Origin of the sequence: Nocardia sp. NPDC046473, from assembly GCF_040645995.1 — a bacterium.
Lineage (GTDB): Bacteria > Actinomycetota > Actinomycetes > Mycobacteriales > Mycobacteriaceae > Nocardia.
Window position 1 is genome coordinate 656,078 of sequence record NZ_JBEYZJ010000006.1, and the last position, 18,662, is coordinate 674,739.

The following is an 18,662-nucleotide window of genomic DNA, read 5'->3' on the forward strand; positions in this document are numbered from 1 at the left end:
GCGGCCCGTGCGGTGCGGGCCGCTAGCTTCCGGTGCTCGGACGCTGCGCGGAGTACCAGTCGAGCAGGTCCGGGTTGTCGACGGCGCTGCGTTCGACGACCCGGGCCGCGTCGGCACCCTGGAACAGCTTCTTGATCGGGACCTCGAGCTTCTTGCCGGTGCGGGTGTGCGGGATACCGGGGGCGAGGAGGATCTCGTCGGGGACGTGGCGCGGCGAGACCTCGGTGCGAATGGTGGTCTTGATGCGGGTCTTCAGGTCCTCGGTGAGTTCCGCACCGGGCGCGAGCACCACGAACAGCGGCATCCAGTAGCCACCGTCGGGTTGCTCGGCACCGATCACCAGGGCCTCGGCGACCTCGGGGAGGCGCTCGACGGACTGGTAGATGTCGGCGCTGCCCATCCGGATGCCGTGCCGATTGAGGGTGGAGTCGGATCGGCCGTGCACGACGATGGAGTTGCGGTCGGTGATGGTGATCCAGTCGCCGTGCCGCCACATGCCGGGGTACATGTCGAAATAGGCGTCGTGATAACGCTTTCCGTCCGGATCGTGCCAGAAGCGGACCGGCATGGACGGCATCGGCTTGGTGACCACGAGCTCGCCGACCTCGCCCCGGACCGGCTGCCCGGCGCCGTCGAAGGATTCCAGCGCCGCGCCGAGGAAGCGGGTCGACAGCTCGCCCGGCCAGGTCGGGACGATGCGGGACGCACCCATGAAGGCGGATACCACGTCGGTACCGCCGCTGAACGAATTGACCTGGACGTGGTCACCGGCGTTCTCGCCCAACCAGAGCGCCGACGAGGTGGGCAGCGCCGCGCCGGTGATGCCCACCGAGCGCAGCGCGGACAGGTCGTGCTCGGTGCGCGGCACGGCGCCCGCCTTGATGCAGGCGAGCACATAGCCGGGACTGGTACCGAGCACGGTGGTCCGGGTCTCGGCGGCGATGCGCCACAACCCATCCGGTGCCGGGTAGGTGGGGCTGCCGTCGTAACAGACGATGGTCGCGCCGACCAGCAGACCGGAGACCTGGAAGTTCCACATCATCCAGCTCGGGCTGGTGTACCAGAAGAACGTGTCGTCGGGCCCGATATCGGTTTGCAGGGCAACGGCTTTGAGGTGCTCCAGCAGCACGCCGCCGTGGCCGTGCACGATGCCCTTCGGCAGCCCGGTGGTGCCGGAGGAGAACACGATCCACAGCGGATGGTCGAAATCGACCGGCTCCGTAGTGATCACGGCGGGCACGGCTTCGTCGTTGGCGATCGCCTCGGTCCACGAGGTCGCGTCCGCGACGTCGAGACCGAGCTGGGAGATCGCGATCGTGCCGCGCAGCGTGCCGAGACCGGCTTGCAGCGCGGCGATATCGTCACGCTTGTCGTGCGCCTTGCCGCCGAATCGGTAGCCGTCCACGGTGATCAGCACGGTGGGTTCGAGCTGGCCGAGCCGATCCAGTGCGGCCTTGGGCGAGTAGTCCTGGCCGCAGGCGCTCCAGACCGCGCCGATGCTGGCGGTAGCCAGTAGCGCGACGACCGTCTCTGGAATATTGGGCAGATAGCCCGCGACTCGATCGCCCGCCTGCACGCCCATGGACCGCAGGGTGCGCGCCAATGCCGCTGTGTCGTCGATCAATTCGGCCCAGGACACCTCGCGTGATGATGCGTCCTCGGAGACGCCGATGATCGCGGGCCGGTCGCTGCGGAACTGGCGGATGATCTGATCGACATAGTTCAACCGGGTGCCGGGAAACCATTGCGCCCCGGGCATTTCGGCGCTGGCGAGGACCTCGCCGGGGACCTCGCCGAGCTCGAAGTAGTCCCACACCGCGCGCCAGAACTCGGCCAGCTCATCGACGGACCACTGCCAGAGTGTCTGGTAGTCCGGTGCGGCGATACCGGTGCGCCCCTCGACGAACTTCGCGAAGTCGGTGATCCTGGCGTCGGCGATATCCTGCTCGGTCGGCACCCACTGTGGTTGCACCGCGTTCCTCCTGGCTGTTCGAACTGGGTGGTCAGGCGCGCGCTGCGCGCCGCACGATCTGCTCGGCATGCCGCAGGACGGGGGCGTCGACCATGCGGCCCTCGAAGGCGAACACGCCACGATGCTTCGGTACTTCGTCGAGTACCCTGCTGGCCCAGTCGATCTCGTCCGCCGACGGCGCGTAGGCCGCGCGCAGGACAGCCACCTGGCTGGGATGGATGGCGACCTTCGCGTCGAATCCGACGGCGACCGCGTCCAGCGCCTCGGCGCGTAGGCCGTCGAGGTCGCGGATGTCGAGATACACCGAGTCGAGCGCGAACTTGCCGTACGCCTTGGCCGCGAGCAGCGAGGTCGACCGGACATGGCGAGCCACGTCGCGATAGCTACCGTCGGCGTGCCTGCTCGACTTGCCGCCGAGCCCGGCGACGAGGTCCTCGGCGCCCCACATCACGCCGATCGCGTTGTCCGCCGTCATCGCGTCGCCGACCGTCAGCGCACCGAGCGGCGACTCGATCAGCGCGATCACCTCGTACTCGGGCAGCGCCGTAATCTGTTCGGCCGATTCACATTTCGGCAGCATGACGCGCCGATACCGGGTGTCGGCCAGCGCGGCCAGATCGAACGCGTGCTCGTCGGTGCCTGCGGCATTGACCCGGACCACCGTGCACTCGGGATCCAGCGGAGTCCCGACGAGCGCCTTGCGCGCCGCCGCCTTGTCTGCGGCGGCGACACCGTCTTCGAGGTCGAGGATCACCACATCCGCTGCCGCGGCGGCCTTTTCGTAGCGTTCCGGTCGATCCGCCGGGCAGAACAGCCAGGCCGGGCCCGGCAGCTCCCACGTCACGGCCGGCCGGATTCGGGTCGTAGGCGAATCATCGCGTTGCGCACCGCGACCGCGACGATCGTGCCGTGCTGGTTGCGCGCGGTGTGGCGGAAGGTCACGATGCCCTCGCCCGGCCTGCTCTTGGACACCCGCTTGTCCAGCACGACGGTTTCGGCGTAGACCGTGTCGCCGTGGAACAGCGGGGCCGGGAACTTCACCTCGGAGAAGCCGAGATTGGCGACGGTGGTGCCCTGGGTCAGGTGCGCCACCGCGAGCCCGACCATGGTGCCGAGGGTGAACAGCGAGTTGACCAGGCGCTGATGGAACGGCTCCTGGGCCTCGCTGTAGGCCGCATCGATGTGCAGCCCTTGCGGATTCATGGTCAGCGTGCTGAACAGCACGTTGTCGGTCTCGGTCATGGTGCGGCCGGGCCGGTGCTCGTACAGCACGTCGGTTTCGAGTTCGTCGAACCACATGCCGGTCTGCACAACTCGGCGCAAGTTGTCGGTTTCCGTCACAGTCCGAGCTCCCGTCCGATCAGCATCAACTGCACCTCCGTTGTGCCCTCACCGATTTCGAGGATCTTGCTGTCCCGGTAGTGCCGGGCCACCGGGTACTCGTTCATGAAGCCGTAGCCGCCGAAGATCTGGGTGGCGTCGCGGGAATTGTCCATCGCCGCCTCGCTGGCCACCAGTTTGGCGATGGACGCCTGCTTCTTGAACGGCTTGCCCGCCAGCATCAGCGCCGCGGCGTCATAGTAGGCGGTGCGGGCCGTGTGCGCCCGCGCCTCCATCCGGCCTATCTTGAAGGCGATGGCCTGATTGCGGCCGATGACCTGGCCGAACGCCTCACGTTCCTTGGCGTAGCGCACGCTTTCATCGACGCAGCCCTGTGCGGCGCCGACCGCGAGCGCCGCGATGGCGATGCGGCCCTCGTCCAGGATGCGCAGGAAGTTCGCGTAGCCGCGGCCGCGCTCGCCGAGCAGGTTCTCCGCCGGCACCCGGACGTCGGTGAAGCTGAGTGGGTGGGTGTCCGAGGCGTTCCAGCCGACCTTGTTGTAGGCCGGCTCGGCGACGAAGCCCGGGGTGTCGGTGGGCACCAGGATGGTGGAGATCTCCTTCTTGCCGTCGTTGCGGCCGGTCACCGCCGTCACCGTGACCAACGTGGTGATGTCGGTGCCGGAGTTGGTGATGAACTGCTTGCTGCCGTTGATCACCCAGTCGCCGCTGTCGACGATCGCGGTGGTCTTGGTGCCGCCCGCGTCGCTGCCCGCGCCGGGTTCGGTGAGCCCGAACGCGGCGAGCGAACGCCCACTGGTCAACTGCGGCAACCATTCCTGCTTCTGCTTGTCGTTGCCGTAGCGGTAGATCGGCATCGCGCCGAGCGAGACACCGGCCTCCAGGGTGATGGCCACGCTCTGGTCGATCTTGCCGAGCTCCTCGAGCGCCAGGCACAGCGCGAAGTAGTCGCCGCCCATGCCGCCGTACTCCTCGGGGAACGGCAGGCCGAACAGGCCCATGTCGGCCATGCCCGCGACGACCTCGTACGGGAAGGTGTGCTTCGCGTCGTGCTCGGCGGCCACCGGCGCGACCACTGTCCGCGCGAAATCGCGCACGGTCATGGCGAGGTCGCGGTATTCCTGCGGCAATGCGCCGGTGGACAGGAAGTCGGTCATGCGGGGTGTCCTTCTCGCTCGGCGGTATCGGGCGTTTCGGCGACGGGCGTCGCAATGATGCGGGCAAGTACTTGATCGAGGCGCACCTGGGTGCCGGGTGTCACCAGTATTTCGACGGTTCCGGCGATCGGCGCGGCGAGTGAGTGTTCCATCTTCATCGCCTCCACGATGACCACCGGGGCACCCGCGGCGACGATGGTGCCGGTGTCGGCCTGCACCGCGATCACCGAACCCGGCATGGGGCTCTTGATTTCGGCGTCGCCGACGTGTTCGGTGGTGCCGCGCACGCTTGCCTCGGCGACCTCGCGCAGCATCGCGATGCCGGATGGCCCGGCCAGCCACAGTTGTCCGTCGTGTTCGGCGATCCGGTATTCGCGGCGGATGCCGTTCACGGTCAGCGTCAGCAGGGTGTCGTCGAAAGTCGCTGTGATCGAGTTGGATTCGCCGCCGTCGATGCGGGCCGTCGCGTCGGTGGGGGTACCGGTGAGGTAGACGTGCTCGGTCCGATCGCCCCCGGCCAGCCGGATCGAGGTCGGGGCTGCGTTGCCGATGCGCCAACCGGAGGGGACATGCCAGGGATCGCGCTGCGTCGTCGGCCAGCGGCGCAGCCAGCGGTAGGTGGCGGCGGCCAGGAACAGTTCGTCGTCGACCGGGGCGGGGTGGAAGTCCGCGACCCGGCGATCCAGCAGCCCGGTATCCAGGTGTCCTGCCGCGACATTCGGGTCGGCGAGCAGGAAGCGCAGGAACTCGATATTGCTTGTTACCCCGAGCAGCACCGTATCGCCCAGTGCCCGATCGAGTTTCGCTATCGCCGCGGTCCGATCGGCGCCGTGCGCGATGACCTTCGACAGCATCGGGTCGTAGTCGCTGCCGACCACCGTGCCGACCCGCAGGCCCGAATCCACCCGCACCCCAACGCCTTCCGGCTCGGACAGGTCGAGCACCGTGCCGCCGGTGGGCAGGAACCCACGACCGGGATCCTCGGCGTACACCCTGGCCTCGATGGCGTGTCCGATCATCCGGATCTCGGCCTGCTCCACCGCGAGCTTCTGCCCGGCCGCGACCCGGACCTGGGACTCCACCAGGTCGATGCCGGTGACCAGCTCGGTGACCGGATGTTCCACCTGCAGCCGGGTATTCATCTCCATGAAGAAGAACTCGTCCGGCCGGTCGGCGGAGACGATGAACTCGACGGTGCCCGCGCCGACATAGTCGACGCTGCGCGCGGTGTTGCAGGCGGCGGCGCCGATCCTGGCCCGCGTCGCTGCGTCGAGCAGCGGGGAGGGCGCCTCCTCGATCACCTTCTGGTGCCTGCGTTGCAGGCTGCATTCGCGTTCGCCGAGGTGTAGCACGTTGCCGAACTGGTCGGCGAGCACCTGCACCTCGATGTGCCGCGGGCGGGTGACGAAGCGTTCCAGGAACAGGGTGTCGTCGCCGAACGCGGCGGCGGCCTCGCGGCGCGCGCTGAGCAGCGCGTCCGGCAGCTGCGCGGGATCCTCGACCAGCCGCATGCCCTTGCCGCCACCGCCGGCCGACGGCTTGACCAGCACCGGGTAGCCGACCTCGCGGGCCGCCTCGATCAGGTCGGCGTCGGTCAGCCCCGGCCTGGCGATGCCGGGCACGACCGGGACTTTGAAGGCGGCGACGGTGTTCTTCGCCGCGATCTTGTCGCCCATCACCTCGATCGCGCGGACGGGCGGGCCGAGGAAGACGATGCCCGCGTCCGCGAGCGCCGCGGCGAAAGCGGCGTTCTCGGAGAGGAATCCGTAGCCGGGATGCACGGCTTGCGCGCCGGTACGGACGGCGGCGGCCACCACTTTGTCGATGGCGAGGTAACTTTCGCGCGCGGGCGCCGGGCCGAGCCGCACCGCGGTGTCGGCCTCGTGCACATGCCTGGCGTCGGCGTCGGCGTCGCTGTAGACCGCCACCGAGCGAATCCCCATGGCGCGCAACGTGCGAATGACGCGCACCGCGATCTCGCCGCGATTGGCCACGAGCACAGTGTCGAATCCGACGGGATGAGATTTGTTCAGCATCACACTCACATCCGGAAGACGCCGTAGGAAACGGGTTCGAGCGGCGCTTGCGCGCACACTGAAAGGGCAAGTCCGAGCACGGTTCTCGTGTCCGCGGGATCGATGACGCCGTCATCCCACAGGCGGGCGGTCGAGTAGTAGGGGTTGCCCTGGCTCTCGTACTGGTCGCGGATCGGCGCCTTGAACGCCTCCTCGTCCGCCGCCGACCACGGCTGTCCGGAGCTGTCGAGCTGGTCGCCGCGCACCGTCGACAGGACGGAGGCGGCCTGCTCGCCGCCCATCACCGAGATCCGGGCATTGGGCCACATCCACAGGAAGCGCGGCGAATACGCACGCCCGCACATCGAATAGTTGCCCGCACCGTAGGAGCCGCCGATCACCACGGTCAGCTTCGGCACCCGGGCGCAGGCCACCGCGGTGACCATCTTCGCGCCGTGCTTGGCGATGCCGCCCGCCTCGTAGTCGCGGCCGACCATGAACCCGGTGATGTTTTGCAGGAACAGCAGCGGGATCTTGCGCTTGTCGCACAGCTCGATGAAATGCGCGCCCTTCATGGCGGATTCGCTGAACAGCACGCCGTTGTTGGCGACGATGCCCACCGGGTGGCCGTGGATATGCGCGAAACCGGTGACCAGGGTCTTGCCGTACTCGGCCTTGAACTCGTGGAAGACGTTGTCTCCGTGTGGATCACCGTCGACGAGGCGATGGATCACCTCGCGGACGTCGTACGGGGTGCGCAGGTCGACCGGCACCACGTCGTACAACTCCGACTCCGGCGCGTCGGGCGCCACCGTCGGCAGCACCGCCCATGGACTTGCCGGACGCGGGCCGAGGGTCGCGACAATGCGGCGCACGATGCGCAGCGCGTCCTGATCATCCTCGGCCAGATGATCGGTGACACCCGAAGTGCGCGAATGCAGTTCGCCACCGCCGAGCTCCTCCGCGGTGACCACCTCGCCGGTCGCCGCCTTCACCAGCGGCGGGCCGCCGAGGAAGATGGTGCCCTGGTTGCGCACGATCACCGCCTCGTCGCTCATCGCGGGTACGTACGCGCCGCCCGCGGTGCAGGAGCCGAGCACCGCGGCGATCTGCGGAATTCCCTTGGCGCTCATGGTCGCCTGGTTGTAGAAGATGCGCCCGAAGTGTTCCCGGTCGGGGAACACCTCGTCCTGCTCGGGCAGGTAGGCGCCGCCGGAATCGACGAGATAGACACACGGAAGCTGGTTCTGCAGCGCGATCTCCTGGGCGCGCAGATGCTTCTTCACCGTCATCGGGTAGTAGGTGCCGCCCTTCACGGTGGCGTCGTTGGCCACGATCACGCACTCGCGGCCGGACACCCGCCCGATCCCGGTGATGATCCCGGCGCCAGGGGATTCGTCGCCGTACATGCCGGTCGCGGCGAGTGGGGAGAGTTCGAGGAAGGGGCTGCCCGGGTCGAGCAGCTGGTCCACCCGCTGGCGCGGCAGCAGCTTGCCGCGCGCTACATGGCGGTCCCGCGCCTTCTCGGACCCGCCGAGCGCGGCCGTGGCAAGCCGGGCGCTCAGGTCGTCTACCAGTGCCTTGTGGGCGACCCGGTTGTCGACGGCCTCGTCAGTAACGGTCATCACTTGATCCTCGGGGTCAGCGTCGCGGAGCGACTCGATGAGGGCGGTGGTCGGGCGACGGAGGGTCAGTTAGTCGCCGATAACTGGAATCCAGGTTAATCTTGGTTAACCGAGATGTCCAGGAAGCGCTTGCGAGCCGCGAAGGCGCGAGGCCGCAGGTAGGGCGAAAGGAGCGCGTGTGACCAGCACTGACCCCGGCACGCTCACCCGCCGTGAACAGCTGAAGGCGCAGCGACGGGAACAACTCCTCGATGCCGGTGCCCGGCTCATCGCCGACCGGGGGTTCCTGGGAATGCGCCTGGACGACCTCGGCGCGGCCGTCGGCATCAGCGGACCTGCGGTCTACCGCCATTTCCCGAACAAGGAAGCGCTCCTGGTGGAGTTGCTCGTCGGCGTCAGCCAGCGGCTGCTCGACGGCGGCAAGGCGGTGGTCGCGCGCACCACGGACGCGGCGGAGGCGCTGGACGGTCTCGTCGACTTCCACCTGGACTTCGCGCTCGGCGACCCGGATCTGATCCGGATCCAGGACCGCGATCTGGAGAACGTGCCCGCCACCGCCCGGCGGGAGCTGCGCCGGACCCAGCGGCAATACGTGGAAATCTGGGTCACGGTGCTGCGCGAGCTGCATCCCGGACTACCCGAGGAGACGGCGCGGGTCCAGGCCCACGCCGCCTTCGGGCTGATCAACTCCACCCCGCACAGCGCGAGCACGGCGACCGCCGTGCGCGCCAGGCCGATCCTGCGCCGAATGGCACTGTCGGCCTTGGGGTGAGCGCTCGGTCATCGAGCGCTCCACCCACCGTCCATGGTGTAGGAGGCGCCGGTCACCATGCCCGCGTCCGCCGAGGCGAGCCAACCGACCAGTGACGCAACCTCTTCCGGCTCGACCAGGCGCTTGATCGCACTCTCGGTGAGCAGGATCTTCTCCAGCACCTCCTGCTCGGCGATGTTGTGCGCCTTGGCCTGGTCGGCGATCTGTGTGTCCACCAACGGGGTTCGGACGTAGCCGGGGCTGACGCAGTTGCTGGTGACGCCGTGCCGGCCGCCCTCCAGTGCGGTGACCTTGGACAGGCCCTCCAGGCCGTGCTTGGCCGTCACGTACGCGGACTTGTACTCCGACGCCCGAATCCCGTGCACCGACGAGATGTTGATGATTCGGCCGAAGCCCTGCCGGTACATGTGCGGCAGAGCCGCGCGGATGAGCAGGAACGGCGCCTCGACCATCAGGGTGAGCAGCGTGCGGAACTGTGGTGGGGCAAAGTCCTCGATCGGGCTGATGCTTTGCACTCCCGCGTTGTTCACCAGGATGTCCGCTTCGAGGTCGAGCGTTTCCAATGCATCGACGTCGAGAAGATCTACCGCCCAAGACCTTCCGTCGAGTTCGCGGGCCAGCGCCTTGGCGCCGACCTCGTCGATATCGGCAATGGTGACCAATGCGCCGCGGGCGGCGAGGGTCCGTGCACAGGCGGCGCCGATACCGCTGGCGCCGCCGGTGATCAGGGCGGAACGGCCGGTGAGGTCGCTCATTTGGCAGCCACCGTGACGGGCTTGCCTGCCAGGTATTCGGCATCGGCGAGGTCGACGGCTGCCAAGTCCAGACCTTTCGTTTCGCGGGCGAAGAAGACGGCGACCACGGTGACCGCCGCGGCGATGGCCAGGTAGATCGCGATGGGCACCGCGGACTTGTAGGTGTTGAGCAGGCGGACGGCGATGATCGGCGCGAGCGAGCCCGCCACGATCGAGGTGACCTGATAGCCAAGGGACACACCGGAATACCGCATGCGCGTCGGGAACATCTCCGCCATGATCGCGGGCTGACCCGCGTACATGAACGCGTGGAATACCAGGCCTATGATGATGGCGAACAGGATGATCGCGTTGTGCCCGCTGTCCATCATCGGGAAGGCGAAGAAACCCCAGGTGCCCGCGGTGAGCGCGCCGATCAGGTAGATCGGTCGCCTGCCGAAGCGGTCGGAGAGCCGTCCGACCAGCGGGATCGTCGCGAAATGCACGGCGTGCGCGGCGAGCAGCCACCAGAGGATGACCTGGGTGTTGACGTGCACCTGCACCTTGAGATAGGTGATGGTGAAGGTGACCACCAGGTAATACAGGATGTTCTCGCCGAAACGCAGTCCCATGGCGGTGAGTACGCCGCGCGGGTAGCGCTTGAGCACCTCGACGACGCTCAGCGAGGTCGCCTTGATCTGCTCCACTTCCTGTTGCGCGGCAACGAAAATGGGCGCGTCGGTGACCTTCGTGCGGATGTAGTAGCCGACGAGCACGACCACCGCGGACAGCCAGAAGGCAACGCGCCAACCCCAACTGAGGAAGGCCGCGTCCGACAGCCAACTGGTCAGCGCCAGCAGCACCACCGTCGCCAGCAGGTTCCCCATCGGCACGCCGGCCTGCGGCCAGCTCGCCCAGAAACCGCGACTGCGGGTCGGACTGTGTTCTGCCACAAGGAGAACCGCGCCGCCCCATTCGCCGCCGACCGCGAAGCCCTGGATGAAGCGCAGCACCACCAGCAGTGCGGGCGCCCAGTAGCCGATCTGACCGAACGTCGGCAGGCAGCCCATCAGGAACGTCGAGGCACCCACCAGGATCAGGCTGAATTGCAGCAGCTTCTTGCGCCCGTACTTGTCGCCGAAATGCCCGAAGACGACGCCGCCCAGGGGGCGGGCCGCGAAGCCGACCGCGTAGGTGACGAAGGCGGCGAGGATCGCGTCCAGGTCGCTGGTGTCCTTGGCGAAGAACACCTTGCTGAACACCAGCGTCGCGGCGGTGCCGTAGAGGAAGAACTCGTACCATTCGACGACCGTGCCCGCCATCGATGCGGCTACCACCCGTCTCAAGCCGGTCGGCACCCCATCCGGGTCACTCGGCCACAAAGCACTGCGCACGCTCATCGAACTCTCCTTCGTGCCAGGGGTCACATCAGGGTGTAGATGTGATGGCCCCCACAAATCTCGGCTGCAACGAAGTATTAGTGCAGATGGGTTTGTCCGCAATGCCCAGATGTGCAGTAGGTATCTGCGAGTATGCAGATATGAGCGCGGTGTCATCGGGGGTGAACCGCCGGCCGAGCGCGGACGACCTCCTTGTTCTGCTGGCAGTCGGCCGATCGGGCCGTTTCGTCTCCGCGGCCGAGGAGCTCGGCATCAACCACACCACCATCTCCCGCCGCATCGCCGCGCTCGAACACACACTCGGCGGCCGTGTACTGACCCGCGCCGCAGGCGGTTGGGAACTCACCGAACTCGGCAGGGAAGCACTAGCCGCCGCCGAACTAGTCGAATCGGCTGTCAAATCCCTCGCCGCCGACGCGAGCGGCAGCCGAGTCCTCGAAGGCGTAGTACGCATTTCGGCCACCGACGGCTTCAGCGCCTACCTCGCCGCCCCCGCCGCCGCCGAAGTCCAACGCCAACACCCCAAGATCACCGTCGAAATAGTCGCCACTACCAGAAGAGCCTCCAACCAACGCTCCGGTTTGGACCTAGAAGTAGTGGTCGGCGAACCCCAAGTCCACCGAGCCACCGCAATCCGCCTCTCCGACTACTGCTTAGGCCTCTACGGCAGCCGCGACTATCTAGCCGAACGCGGAACTCCAACAGCCATCAACGAACTGGCTGCCCACCCACTCGTCTACTTCATCGACTCCATGCTCCAGGTCGACGACCTCGACTTGGCCTCCAGCTTCGTCCCGGCCATGCGCGAATCCGTAACCTCCACAAACGTTTTCGTGCACCTCGAGGCAACCCGAGCCGCCGCAGGCATCGGCTTACTGCCCTGCTTCATGGCCGACCGCCACCCGGATCTGACCAGAGTCCTCCCCGGCCAGGTCTCCGTCCAACTCGCCTACTGGCTGGTCGCCCGCTCCGAAACCCTCCGCCGCCCCGAAGTAGCCGCCTTCGTAGCCGCTCTCCGCGCAAAGGTCGACTGTGAGCGTGCAGCCTTACTCGGTGTCCTCCCATAACTCCGCGACAGACTGATGATCTGCGAAGACGGCCTCCAATGCGGTGGCGTTGGCGGCGCGGCGGAGCAATGTTTCGACGTGCCCGATATCGAGTACTGCAGGATCGGTGCATTCCTCGAACCGGGCCCTACTTGCCGGTGAGTTGAGCAGCCCCCGCGATTCGAGGATGGTCTCCAGTGCATCGACCTGTCCGCTGGAGTAGAGAACGCGCGAATGGCCACTCCTGAACCTGAATACGCGAGCGGGCATCGGACCTCCAGGAGTGATCGTGAGCTCCTCCCCGAACACCTCGGCGAGGGAGTCGGCAGTGATGGCCTGGTCGAGCCAGGCCGCGAGCTGTTCGATGTCGGTTTGTTCTCCGACTCGTGTTGCGAGGTCTTCGGAGATATCGAACCCGCGTTTCCGAAGGACCGCGAGGAGCGCTTTCGCTGCGGCCTCCGCTTCCCCGGCCAGGAAGTAGTTATGAGCGAAGTCGCTCATGTACTTGGATGCTCTGCCGCGCATCCTGAGACGTTCCAGGAAGCGCTGGCCGGCTTTGGGGAGAACCTGCATCACCAGGTCGATGGCCATTTCGTACTTCACGACGTTGGCTATGGACTCTCCGAGGCCGGCCAGGATCGCGTCACGATCCGGGTGGTTGCGATGGGCGATGGCCGACAGGACGGCGAGCTCGGGGTTTGTCGAGGCCGTCGCTGGGGCAGTGATCACCGGAACATGTTCAGGACTGAGCACGAGCGGGGTGAGTGTGCACCCGGGGGCGATGACGATCGGGTCGCGGCATTGTGCGGCGGTGTGTTCGTCGGCGCAGATCACGAGTAGAACAGCGGGGCACTGCAGATGTGACCGGAGCATGGTCAGGCGGACCGGCCAACTCCACATCTTGCGTTTGTCGGGTTTCAGCAGGACTTCGATCACCACTGCCTGTGTTGGTGTCGTTCCGGCCGTCAGCACGACTACGGCGTTGGCGCTGTATTCCGAAGGGGCGATGCCGAGAGAGTGGTCGGATTCCAAACGAGCGTGGTCGAATTCGGGTAGTGGGGTGTCCAGCGCGGTTGTCAGTAGCTCGACGGCGAGGCGCGGGCGTTGCTCGAACGTGGCGACGAATCCTTCGTGCAGGCGGCTGGGCATGCAGGGAAGCTATCAGTCTCCACCGACAGAAAGATGGCCGGTCTCAGGCCGTGTGTGGAACGAATTGTGTTGGAACGTTCCAGTTTTCGGTGAGATGCCCATCGGTCATGTTGTAGACAGCGGTCATGCGGTGGAGGTGGGTGCGGTCGTGGGTTACCAGGAGGGTGGCCGCTCCGTGGTCGTGGACGATGGTGAGGATTAGGTCGATGATGGCGGCGCCGCGTTCGGTGTCGAGGGCGCTGGTGGGTTCGTCGATGACCAGTAGGGCGGGGTTGTTCATCAGGGCTCGGGCGATGTTGACGCGTTGGCGTTGGCCGCCGGAGAGTTGAGCGGGGCGTTTGGACTGTTGGTCGGCTAGGCCGACTGCGTCGAGGAGTTCCATTGCCCTGGTGTGGGTTTCGCGACGCTTGTGGGTGGAGATGTGCAGGTGCTGGCCTAGGTGGGTCATCACCTCCAGCTGTTCGACGGCGGTGAGGGCGGGGATCAGGTTCGGTTGTTGGAAGACGATGCCGATGGACGAGCGCCGCAGCTCGGCGGCTTCGCGGCGGCCCACAGTCGCGAGATCAACACTGCCGCTTGGTGTTCGGAGGTCGATTCGGCCCGAGTCTGGGTGGATGAGGGTGGAGGCGACGGCGAGCAGGCTGGATTTGCCGGAGCCGGAGGGGCCGGTGATGGCGGCGATCTCGCCGCCTGCGACGCGGAGGTCGACGTGGTCGAGTGCGGTGAGTCTGCCCGATCCGTCTGGGTAGGTGAGGGTGACGTCATCGAGAGTCAGGGTGGTCGTCATAGGTCGAAAGCTCCAGTACGGCAACGAGTCTTGGGTGGTGACGAGCAGGCGATTGTCAGCGTGCGGCGCCGAGGGCGGTCAGGGGGTCGGTGGTGAAGAGGAAGCGGAGGGCGAAGGCGGCGCCTATCAGGCCGAGTGCGATCAGGGCTATGGCGGGGAGCAGGGTGGTGGCGGGGCTGAGGACGAACGGGAGGGCGTCGCCCATGAAAGCGGCTGCGGCTACGGTGATTCCGAGGCCGACAGCGACGCCGGCGGTCAGCACGATGGCGGCTTGGGCGAGGGCGTCGCGAACCAGGGAGCCGGAGGTGGCGCCGAGGGCTTTGAGGGTGGCGATGTCTGGCATGCGCTGGACGGTCCACACGGTGAAGAAAGCGCCGATCACCAGTGCCGAGATGGCGAACAGCAGCACGGTCATCAGGGTCAGTGAGCCGTTTTCGGCTTTGTAGGCACTGAGCGCGGACAGCGCGCCGGATGGATCGGTTGTCTGCGTGTGGGCGGTGGCGTTCACCGCTGTTCGATCGGCGACGCCGGAGACCGCGAGTACGGTGGCCGCGCCGGAGCGGGGGCTCATCGCCTGCCAGTCGGCCAGGGTTGTCCAGACGACCGGTGTGTGGCTGTACCAATCATCGCCGCGCACCGCGGCGACGGTGAAGGCGCGGCCGCTGATGGTGACGGAGTCGCCCGCGGCGGCGCCGAGATCCTTGGCCGCGCCGGTGCTGAGCACCACGCTGCCGTTTTCGGTTGCGGAGCGGTTGCCGAATGCTGTTCCGGTGGTGCCGAAGAAGGCGACCTGCACCGAGGCCCGGCCGCTGGGGTCGACCTTGCCGTGGCTGATGCCGATCGGGTCGACGGTGCCGTTCGGGCCCGCCGCGGCCTGCCAGGCGGTGACCTGTTCCGCGGTCAACGTCGAGGCGTCGAAGGACGGTGCGGCGCCGGTGTCGGCGAAGACGATGGTGTCGCCGGGGAACGATTCGACGGCCGAGATGTTCTGGTGCGCGAGCCCGGCGGTGAGCCCGCTGAGGAAGCTCACCAGCAGCGCCACCAGGGTGACGACCAGGGTGATGAGCAGGAAGCGGCCGCGGGCGGCGCGCAGATCTCGGAGTGCGACGAACATGCCTTCACTGTTCCGCGCGGCGCGCCGTCGGCCATCGCGCGCGGGAAGGAAAGGCGCACCATCGAAGGGTGGGTGGCGGTTTACACCTTTCGATGGATGCCGCCCGAGTAGCCGCACATAAGCTGGCAAGGTGCACTCGTCCCCGCTGACCCCGGTCTTCACCGCGCTGCGGCTCGGCCTGCACGTGCTGGTGACGGCGTTGGCGGTGGTGATCGCCGTGCGTGCGCTGCTGCCCGGTGCGCCGCATCCGATCCCGGTCGTGGTGTTGACGGTGGGCTTCCTGGCGACGTACTTCGCCGGGCACGTGTTGAGCGGGCGTCGCGGCGGCATCGCGATCTGGCTGATCGCCCTGACGGCGTGGTGGCTCGGCTTGGTCCTGCTCGCCCCGGACGCCGGTTACCTGGCCTTCGGCCTGTTCTTCCTCTACCTGCATCTGCTCCCGCGTCCGTGGAACATGGTCGCGGTAGCGGCAGCCACGGTGATCGCGGTGCTCGGTTTCGGGGTGCACCGCGGCTGGTCGGTGGCGGGCGCGGTCGGCCCGATGTTCGGCGCGGCGGTCGCCGTCGGTATCGGCCTCGGCTACCAGGCGCTGTTCCGTGAATCCGCCGAACGGCAGCGGCTGATCGACGAATTGCTCAGCACCCGAGCGATACTCGCGGAGCAGGAGCGCACGGCGGGCAAGCTGTCCGAACGCGAGCGGCTGGCGCAGGAGATCCATGACACCGTCGCCCAGGGCTTGAGCAGCATCCAGTTACTACTGCATGCCGCCGAACAGTCCGCGCCGGATCATCCTGCGCTGCAACGGATTCAGTTGGCCAGAGAGACGGCTGCGGAGAACCTCGCCGAAACCCGAAGGCTGATCGCCGAATTGGCCCCGGCCGCACTCGACGGACAATCACTCGCTCAAGCATTGGAACGAATCTGCCTACGCGCCAATGCCCCTGGCCTCGCCACCCAACTGGTGGTCGAGGGAACCCCCGAGCGGTTGCCGATGCCGATCGAGGCAGCGCTGGTGCGCATCGCGCAAGGCGCGGTCTCGAACGTGGTGCAGCATGCGAAGGCCGACCGAATGCGCCTGACCCTGACCTACGCCGCCGCCGAAGTCCTGCTCGACGTGGTGGACGACGGCATCGGGATCGAACCCGACGTCCTCGACCACTCGCCGTCCGGCTCGTTCGGTCTAGCCGCCATGCGGTCACGGGTGGAGCAGCAGGGCGGCACCATGGCGGTGGAATCGGAGCCGGGCCACACCGCGGTCACCGTCTCCTTTCCGCTCGAACCCGCCGCACCAGAACCGGATTCGGGAGGGCACGGATGATCCGCCTGCTGCTGGCCGACGACCACGCCATCGTCCGGGCCGGCCTGCGCGCGCTGCTCGACGGCGGCGGCGACATCACCGTCGTCGGCGACGTGCCCACCGGCGAGGCGGCCGTCGCGTTCTGCGCGACCACGCCGGTGGATCTGGTGCTGATGGACCTGAGCTTCGGCCCGGGCCGCTCCGGCGCGGACGCCACCGCCGAACTGCGCGCCCTCCCGCAGCCGCCGAATGTCTTGGTGGTCACCAATTACGACACCGACGCCGATATCCTCGGCGCTATCGAAGCGGGCGCCTGCGGCTACATCCTGAAGGACACTCCGCCCACCGAACTGCTCGCCGCCGTCCGCTCCGCCGCGGCGGGGGAGAGCGTGCTCTCGCCCGCGGTGGCCTCGAAGCTGATGACCCGGGTGCGCCGCGCCGACACCACCCTGAGCGCCCGCGAGATCGAGGTGCTGCGGCTGGTTGCCGACGGCCGCTCCAATCGCGAGATCGCCAAGGAGCTGTTCCTCAGCGAAACCACCGTCAAGTCCCATCTGGTGCACATCTACGCGAAACTCGGTGTCCGCTCCCGCACCTCGGCCGTCGCCCGCGCCCGCGAGCAAGGTGCGATCTGAGCGACGAAGTCCGCGACATGCGCCCGCAGCTGCCCCGTTCGACAGCCTGCGTGCCCCTAGGGTGAAGCAATGGCTACTCTCTCGGATCCTCAGGTGCGCGAGTTCCTCTCCGAAGGCACGCGGACGGGCAAGGTGGCTTTCGTCGCGGCCGACGGACGGCCGGTGGTGACCCCGGTGTGGTTCGTACTCGAGGGCGACGAACTGGTTTTCAACACCGGCAAGACCACCGCCAAGGGCAAGGCGTTCGCCCGCGACGGTCGCATCGCGGTGATCGTCGATGTGGAAGCGGCGCCGTACCCGTCGGTGCAGTTGCAGGGCACCGTGACCCTGTCCGAGGATCCGGAAGAGCTGGTCCGCACGGCCACCGAGATCGGCGGCCGGTACATGGGGGCCGACCGTGCCGAGGAATTCGGCAAGCGCAACGGGGTGCCCGGCGAACTCGTTGTCCGCCTGCGGCCGACCAAGGTGCTCGCGCACTTCGACGCGACGGCCTGACCTGCCCGGCGTTTTACACTCACCCGCATGACCGTGCACTTCATCGGCGCCGGACCGGGTGCGGCCGACCTGCTCACCGTCCGCGCGGTCGCCCTGCTCGGCTCGTCTCCGATGTGCCTGTACGCGGGCACCTACCTGGATCCCGAGGTGCTCGGTCATTGCGCGCCCGACGCCGAACTGATCGATACCCAGCACCTGGACCTCGACCAGATCACCGCACACCTGGTGCGCGCCGATCAATCCGGCAGCGACGTGGCCCGGCTGTGTTCGGGTGACCCGTCGCTCTACTCGGCCCTCACCGAACAGACTCGCAGACTCGACGCACACGGCATTCCGTGGGACGTCACCCCCGGTGTTCCCGCCTACGCCGCCGCGGCCGCGTTGCTCGGCACCGAACTGACCGTCCCCGAGGTGGTGCAGTCGGTCGTGCTCACCCGCACGCAAGCCCGCTCGACCGCCATGCCCGGCACCGAGGCACTGGCCAACTTCGCCGCCACCGGCGCCACACTCGTGCTGCACCTCGCGATCACCCGCATCCGCACGCTGGCCGCCGAGCTCGTCGCCGACTACGGCCAGGACTGTCCGGTCGCCGTGGTCTACCGCGCCAGCCAGCCCGACCAGCTGATCCTGCGCGGCACACTCACCGACATCGCCGATCAGGCGGCGGCCGCCGGGCTGCGGCAGGCCGCGATCATCCTGGTCGGCCGGGCCCTCGCGGGCACGGTGTCGTGCGCGCAATCGCACCTCTACGACCCGGCTCGCACCCGTCATCGGTGACCCGCCGCGCCGCCCGCACAGCGCGTCGCGCAGGATGTGAGGTCTGCAACATGAGCCCTGCAAAGTACTGACACCCCGACTGCCTGTGATGATGTCGGTCGGCTATCGAGGTTGGTTGGTTCGGCGCGGGCGACGACGGTAGATTGGTTCGGTGATCTGCAGCGAGATTCCCGGCATCGCCGGTCGGTGGGTAGTGGGCGCGGTCGCGCCTATGTAACAAGGTCACCCTGGCGAACAGATAGTGCCAATGAGCTTTTTTTGCCTGATTGATTAGAGAACTGAACCCCGAGACGCGGGCGCCACGCTGGGATAGGTGAGCGTCCTGTCCGGGTGTCGTCGGGGAGCG

Annotated in this window: 17 protein-coding genes; 6 read left to right on the plus strand and 11 right to left on the minus strand. The window is 67.4% G+C overall.

The window, feature by feature from the left end; genetic code table 11:
* Nucleotides 1-22: 22 nt before the first annotated feature.
* Genes ABZ942_RS24730 through ABZ942_RS24755 form a run of 6 tightly spaced genes read right to left on the minus strand, consistent with a single transcriptional unit; the run spans nt 23 to nt 8,110 of the window.
* Entirely contained in the window at nt 23-1,972 is a 1,950-nt protein-coding gene (locus ABZ942_RS24730; RefSeq protein WP_357385734.1) for an acetoacetate--CoA ligase, read from the minus strand.
* A 31-nt stretch (nt 1,973-2,003) separates the two neighbouring features.
* Nucleotides 2,004-2,816: a CoA ester lyase gene (locus tag ABZ942_RS24735; RefSeq protein WP_357385736.1), complete on the minus strand. Its 813-nt coding sequence runs from the start codon at nt 2,814-2,816 to the stop codon at nt 2,004-2,006.
* Complete coding sequence (locus ABZ942_RS24740) at nt 2,813-3,313, minus strand: MaoC family dehydratase (protein WP_357385738.1); 501 nt, start codon at nt 3,311-3,313, stop codon at nt 2,813-2,815. The genes ABZ942_RS24735 and ABZ942_RS24740 overlap by 4 nt, the downstream gene beginning before the upstream one ends.
* On the minus strand, nt 3,310-4,470 hold the full coding sequence (locus ABZ942_RS24745; protein ID WP_357385740.1) for an acyl-CoA dehydrogenase family protein: 1,161 nt from the start codon (nt 4,468-4,470) through the stop codon (nt 3,310-3,312). The genes ABZ942_RS24740 and ABZ942_RS24745 overlap by 4 nt, the downstream gene beginning before the upstream one ends.
* On the minus strand, nt 4,467-6,506 hold the full coding sequence (locus ABZ942_RS24750; protein ID WP_357385742.1) for an acetyl/propionyl/methylcrotonyl-CoA carboxylase subunit alpha: 2,040 nt from the start codon (nt 6,504-6,506) through the stop codon (nt 4,467-4,469). Before ABZ942_RS24750 ends, ABZ942_RS24745 begins: the two co-directional genes overlap by 4 nt.
* A 5-nt stretch (nt 6,507-6,511) precedes the next feature.
* On the minus strand, nt 6,512-8,110 hold the full coding sequence (locus ABZ942_RS24755) for a carboxyl transferase domain-containing protein (protein ID WP_357385744.1): 1,599 nt from the start codon (nt 8,108-8,110) through the stop codon (nt 6,512-6,514).
* A 178-nt stretch (nt 8,111-8,288) separates the two neighbouring features.
* On the opposite strand from ABZ942_RS24755, the gene ABZ942_RS24760 reads away from it, so the two are divergent.
* Nucleotides 8,289-8,882 (plus strand): TetR/AcrR family transcriptional regulator, encoded by a 594-nt coding sequence (locus ABZ942_RS24760; RefSeq protein ID WP_357385746.1) that lies wholly within the window; start codon nt 8,289-8,291, stop codon nt 8,880-8,882.
* An 8-nt stretch (nt 8,883-8,890) separates the two neighbouring features.
* On the opposite strand, the gene ABZ942_RS24765 is transcribed toward ABZ942_RS24760, so the two are convergent.
* A complete protein-coding gene (locus tag ABZ942_RS24765) occupies nt 8,891-9,637 on the minus strand; it encodes a 3-hydroxybutyrate dehydrogenase (RefSeq protein ID WP_357385748.1) in 747 nt (248 codons plus the stop codon).
* A complete protein-coding gene (locus ABZ942_RS24770) occupies nt 9,634-11,016 on the minus strand; it encodes an MFS transporter (protein WP_357385750.1) in 1,383 nt (460 codons plus the stop codon). Before ABZ942_RS24770 ends, ABZ942_RS24765 begins: the two co-directional genes overlap by 4 nt.
* A gap of 140 nt (nt 11,017-11,156) precedes the next feature.
* On the opposite strand from ABZ942_RS24770, the gene ABZ942_RS24775 reads away from it, so the two are divergent.
* The gene (locus tag ABZ942_RS24775; RefSeq protein WP_357385752.1) at nt 11,157-12,083 is read left to right on the plus strand and encodes a LysR family transcriptional regulator; all 927 of its coding nucleotides are present in this window, start codon (nt 11,157-11,159) and stop codon (nt 12,081-12,083) included.
* Here the strand turns inward: ABZ942_RS24775 and ABZ942_RS24780 are convergent.
* From ABZ942_RS24780 to ABZ942_RS24790, 3 genes are read right to left on the minus strand one after another with little or no spacing between them, the layout of a single operon-like run.
* Nucleotides 12,063-13,211, minus strand: coding sequence for a hypothetical protein (locus tag ABZ942_RS24780; protein WP_357385754.1), 1,149 nt, complete (start codon nt 13,209-13,211; stop codon nt 12,063-12,065). The two genes, ABZ942_RS24775 and ABZ942_RS24780, sit on opposite strands and share 21 nt — an antisense overlap.
* 43 nt (nt 13,212-13,254) lie before the next feature.
* Nucleotides 13,255-13,998: an ABC transporter ATP-binding protein gene (locus ABZ942_RS24785; RefSeq protein ID WP_357385756.1), complete on the minus strand. Its 744-nt coding sequence runs from the start codon at nt 13,996-13,998 to the stop codon at nt 13,255-13,257.
* Between the two features lie 55 nt (nt 13,999-14,053).
* Nucleotides 14,054-15,112, minus strand: coding sequence for an ABC transporter permease (locus ABZ942_RS24790; RefSeq protein WP_357385758.1), 1,059 nt, complete (start codon nt 15,110-15,112; stop codon nt 14,054-14,056).
* Nucleotides 15,113-15,242: 130 nt separating this feature from the next.
* Between ABZ942_RS24790 and ABZ942_RS24795 the strand changes: the two genes are divergently transcribed.
* From ABZ942_RS24795 to cobM, 4 genes are all read left to right on the plus strand, one after another.
* Nucleotides 15,243-16,430 (plus strand): sensor histidine kinase, encoded by a 1,188-nt coding sequence (locus tag ABZ942_RS24795; RefSeq protein ID WP_357385760.1) that lies wholly within the window; start codon nt 15,243-15,245, stop codon nt 16,428-16,430.
* The gene (locus ABZ942_RS24800) at nt 16,427-17,044 is read left to right on the plus strand and encodes a response regulator transcription factor (RefSeq protein ID WP_357385762.1); all 618 of its coding nucleotides are present in this window, start codon (nt 16,427-16,429) and stop codon (nt 17,042-17,044) included. The genes ABZ942_RS24795 and ABZ942_RS24800 overlap by 4 nt, the downstream gene beginning before the upstream one ends.
* A 69-nt stretch (nt 17,045-17,113) precedes the next feature.
* Nucleotides 17,114-17,539, plus strand: coding sequence for a PPOX class F420-dependent oxidoreductase (locus tag ABZ942_RS24805; protein ID WP_357385764.1), 426 nt, complete (start codon nt 17,114-17,116; stop codon nt 17,537-17,539).
* 27 nt (nt 17,540-17,566) lie between these two features.
* Nucleotides 17,567-18,316, plus strand: a complete 750-nt coding sequence (gene cobM / locus ABZ942_RS24810; protein WP_357385766.1) for a precorrin-4 C(11)-methyltransferase — start codon at nt 17,567-17,569, stop codon at nt 18,314-18,316.
* The last annotated feature ends 346 nt before the right edge of the window (nt 18,317-18,662 follow it).

Excerpts from the sequence above, each read along its gene's own strand:
- ABZ942_RS24745 (WP_357385740.1), bottom strand. The coding sequence starts at position 4,470 with ATGACCGACTTCCTGTCCACCGGCGCATTGCCGCAGGAATACCGCGAC.
- ABZ942_RS24750 (WP_357385742.1), bottom strand. The coding sequence starts at position 6,506 with ATGCTGAACAAATCTCATCCCGTCGGATTCGACACTGTGCTCGTGGCC.
- ABZ942_RS24755 (WP_357385744.1), bottom strand. The coding sequence starts at position 8,110 with ATGACCGTTACTGACGAGGCCGTCGACAACCGGGTCGCCCACAAGGCA.
- ABZ942_RS24765 (WP_357385748.1), bottom strand. The coding sequence starts at position 9,637 with ATGAGCGACCTCACCGGCCGTTCCGCCCTGATCACCGGCGGCGCCAGC.
- ABZ942_RS24770 (WP_357385750.1), bottom strand. The coding sequence starts at position 11,016 with ATGAGCGTGCGCAGTGCTTTGTGGCCGAGTGACCCGGATGGGGTGCCG.
- ABZ942_RS24775 (WP_357385752.1), top strand. The coding sequence starts at position 11,157 with ATGAGCGCGGTGTCATCGGGGGTGAACCGCCGGCCGAGCGCGGACGAC.
- ABZ942_RS24780 (WP_357385754.1), bottom strand. The coding sequence starts at position 13,211 with ATGCCCAGCCGCCTGCACGAAGGATTCGTCGCCACGTTCGAGCAACGC.
- ABZ942_RS24785 (WP_357385756.1), bottom strand. The coding sequence starts at position 13,998 with ATGACGACCACCCTGACTCTCGATGACGTCACCCTCACCTACCCAGAC.
- ABZ942_RS24790 (WP_357385758.1), bottom strand. The coding sequence starts at position 15,112 with ATGTTCGTCGCACTCCGAGATCTGCGCGCCGCCCGCGGCCGCTTCCTG.
- ABZ942_RS24800 (WP_357385762.1), top strand. The coding sequence starts at position 16,427 with ATGATCCGCCTGCTGCTGGCCGACGACCACGCCATCGTCCGGGCCGGC.
- ABZ942_RS24805 (WP_357385764.1), top strand. The coding sequence starts at position 17,114 with ATGGCTACTCTCTCGGATCCTCAGGTGCGCGAGTTCCTCTCCGAAGGC.
- cobM (WP_357385766.1), top strand. The coding sequence starts at position 17,567 with ATGACCGTGCACTTCATCGGCGCCGGACCGGGTGCGGCCGACCTGCTC.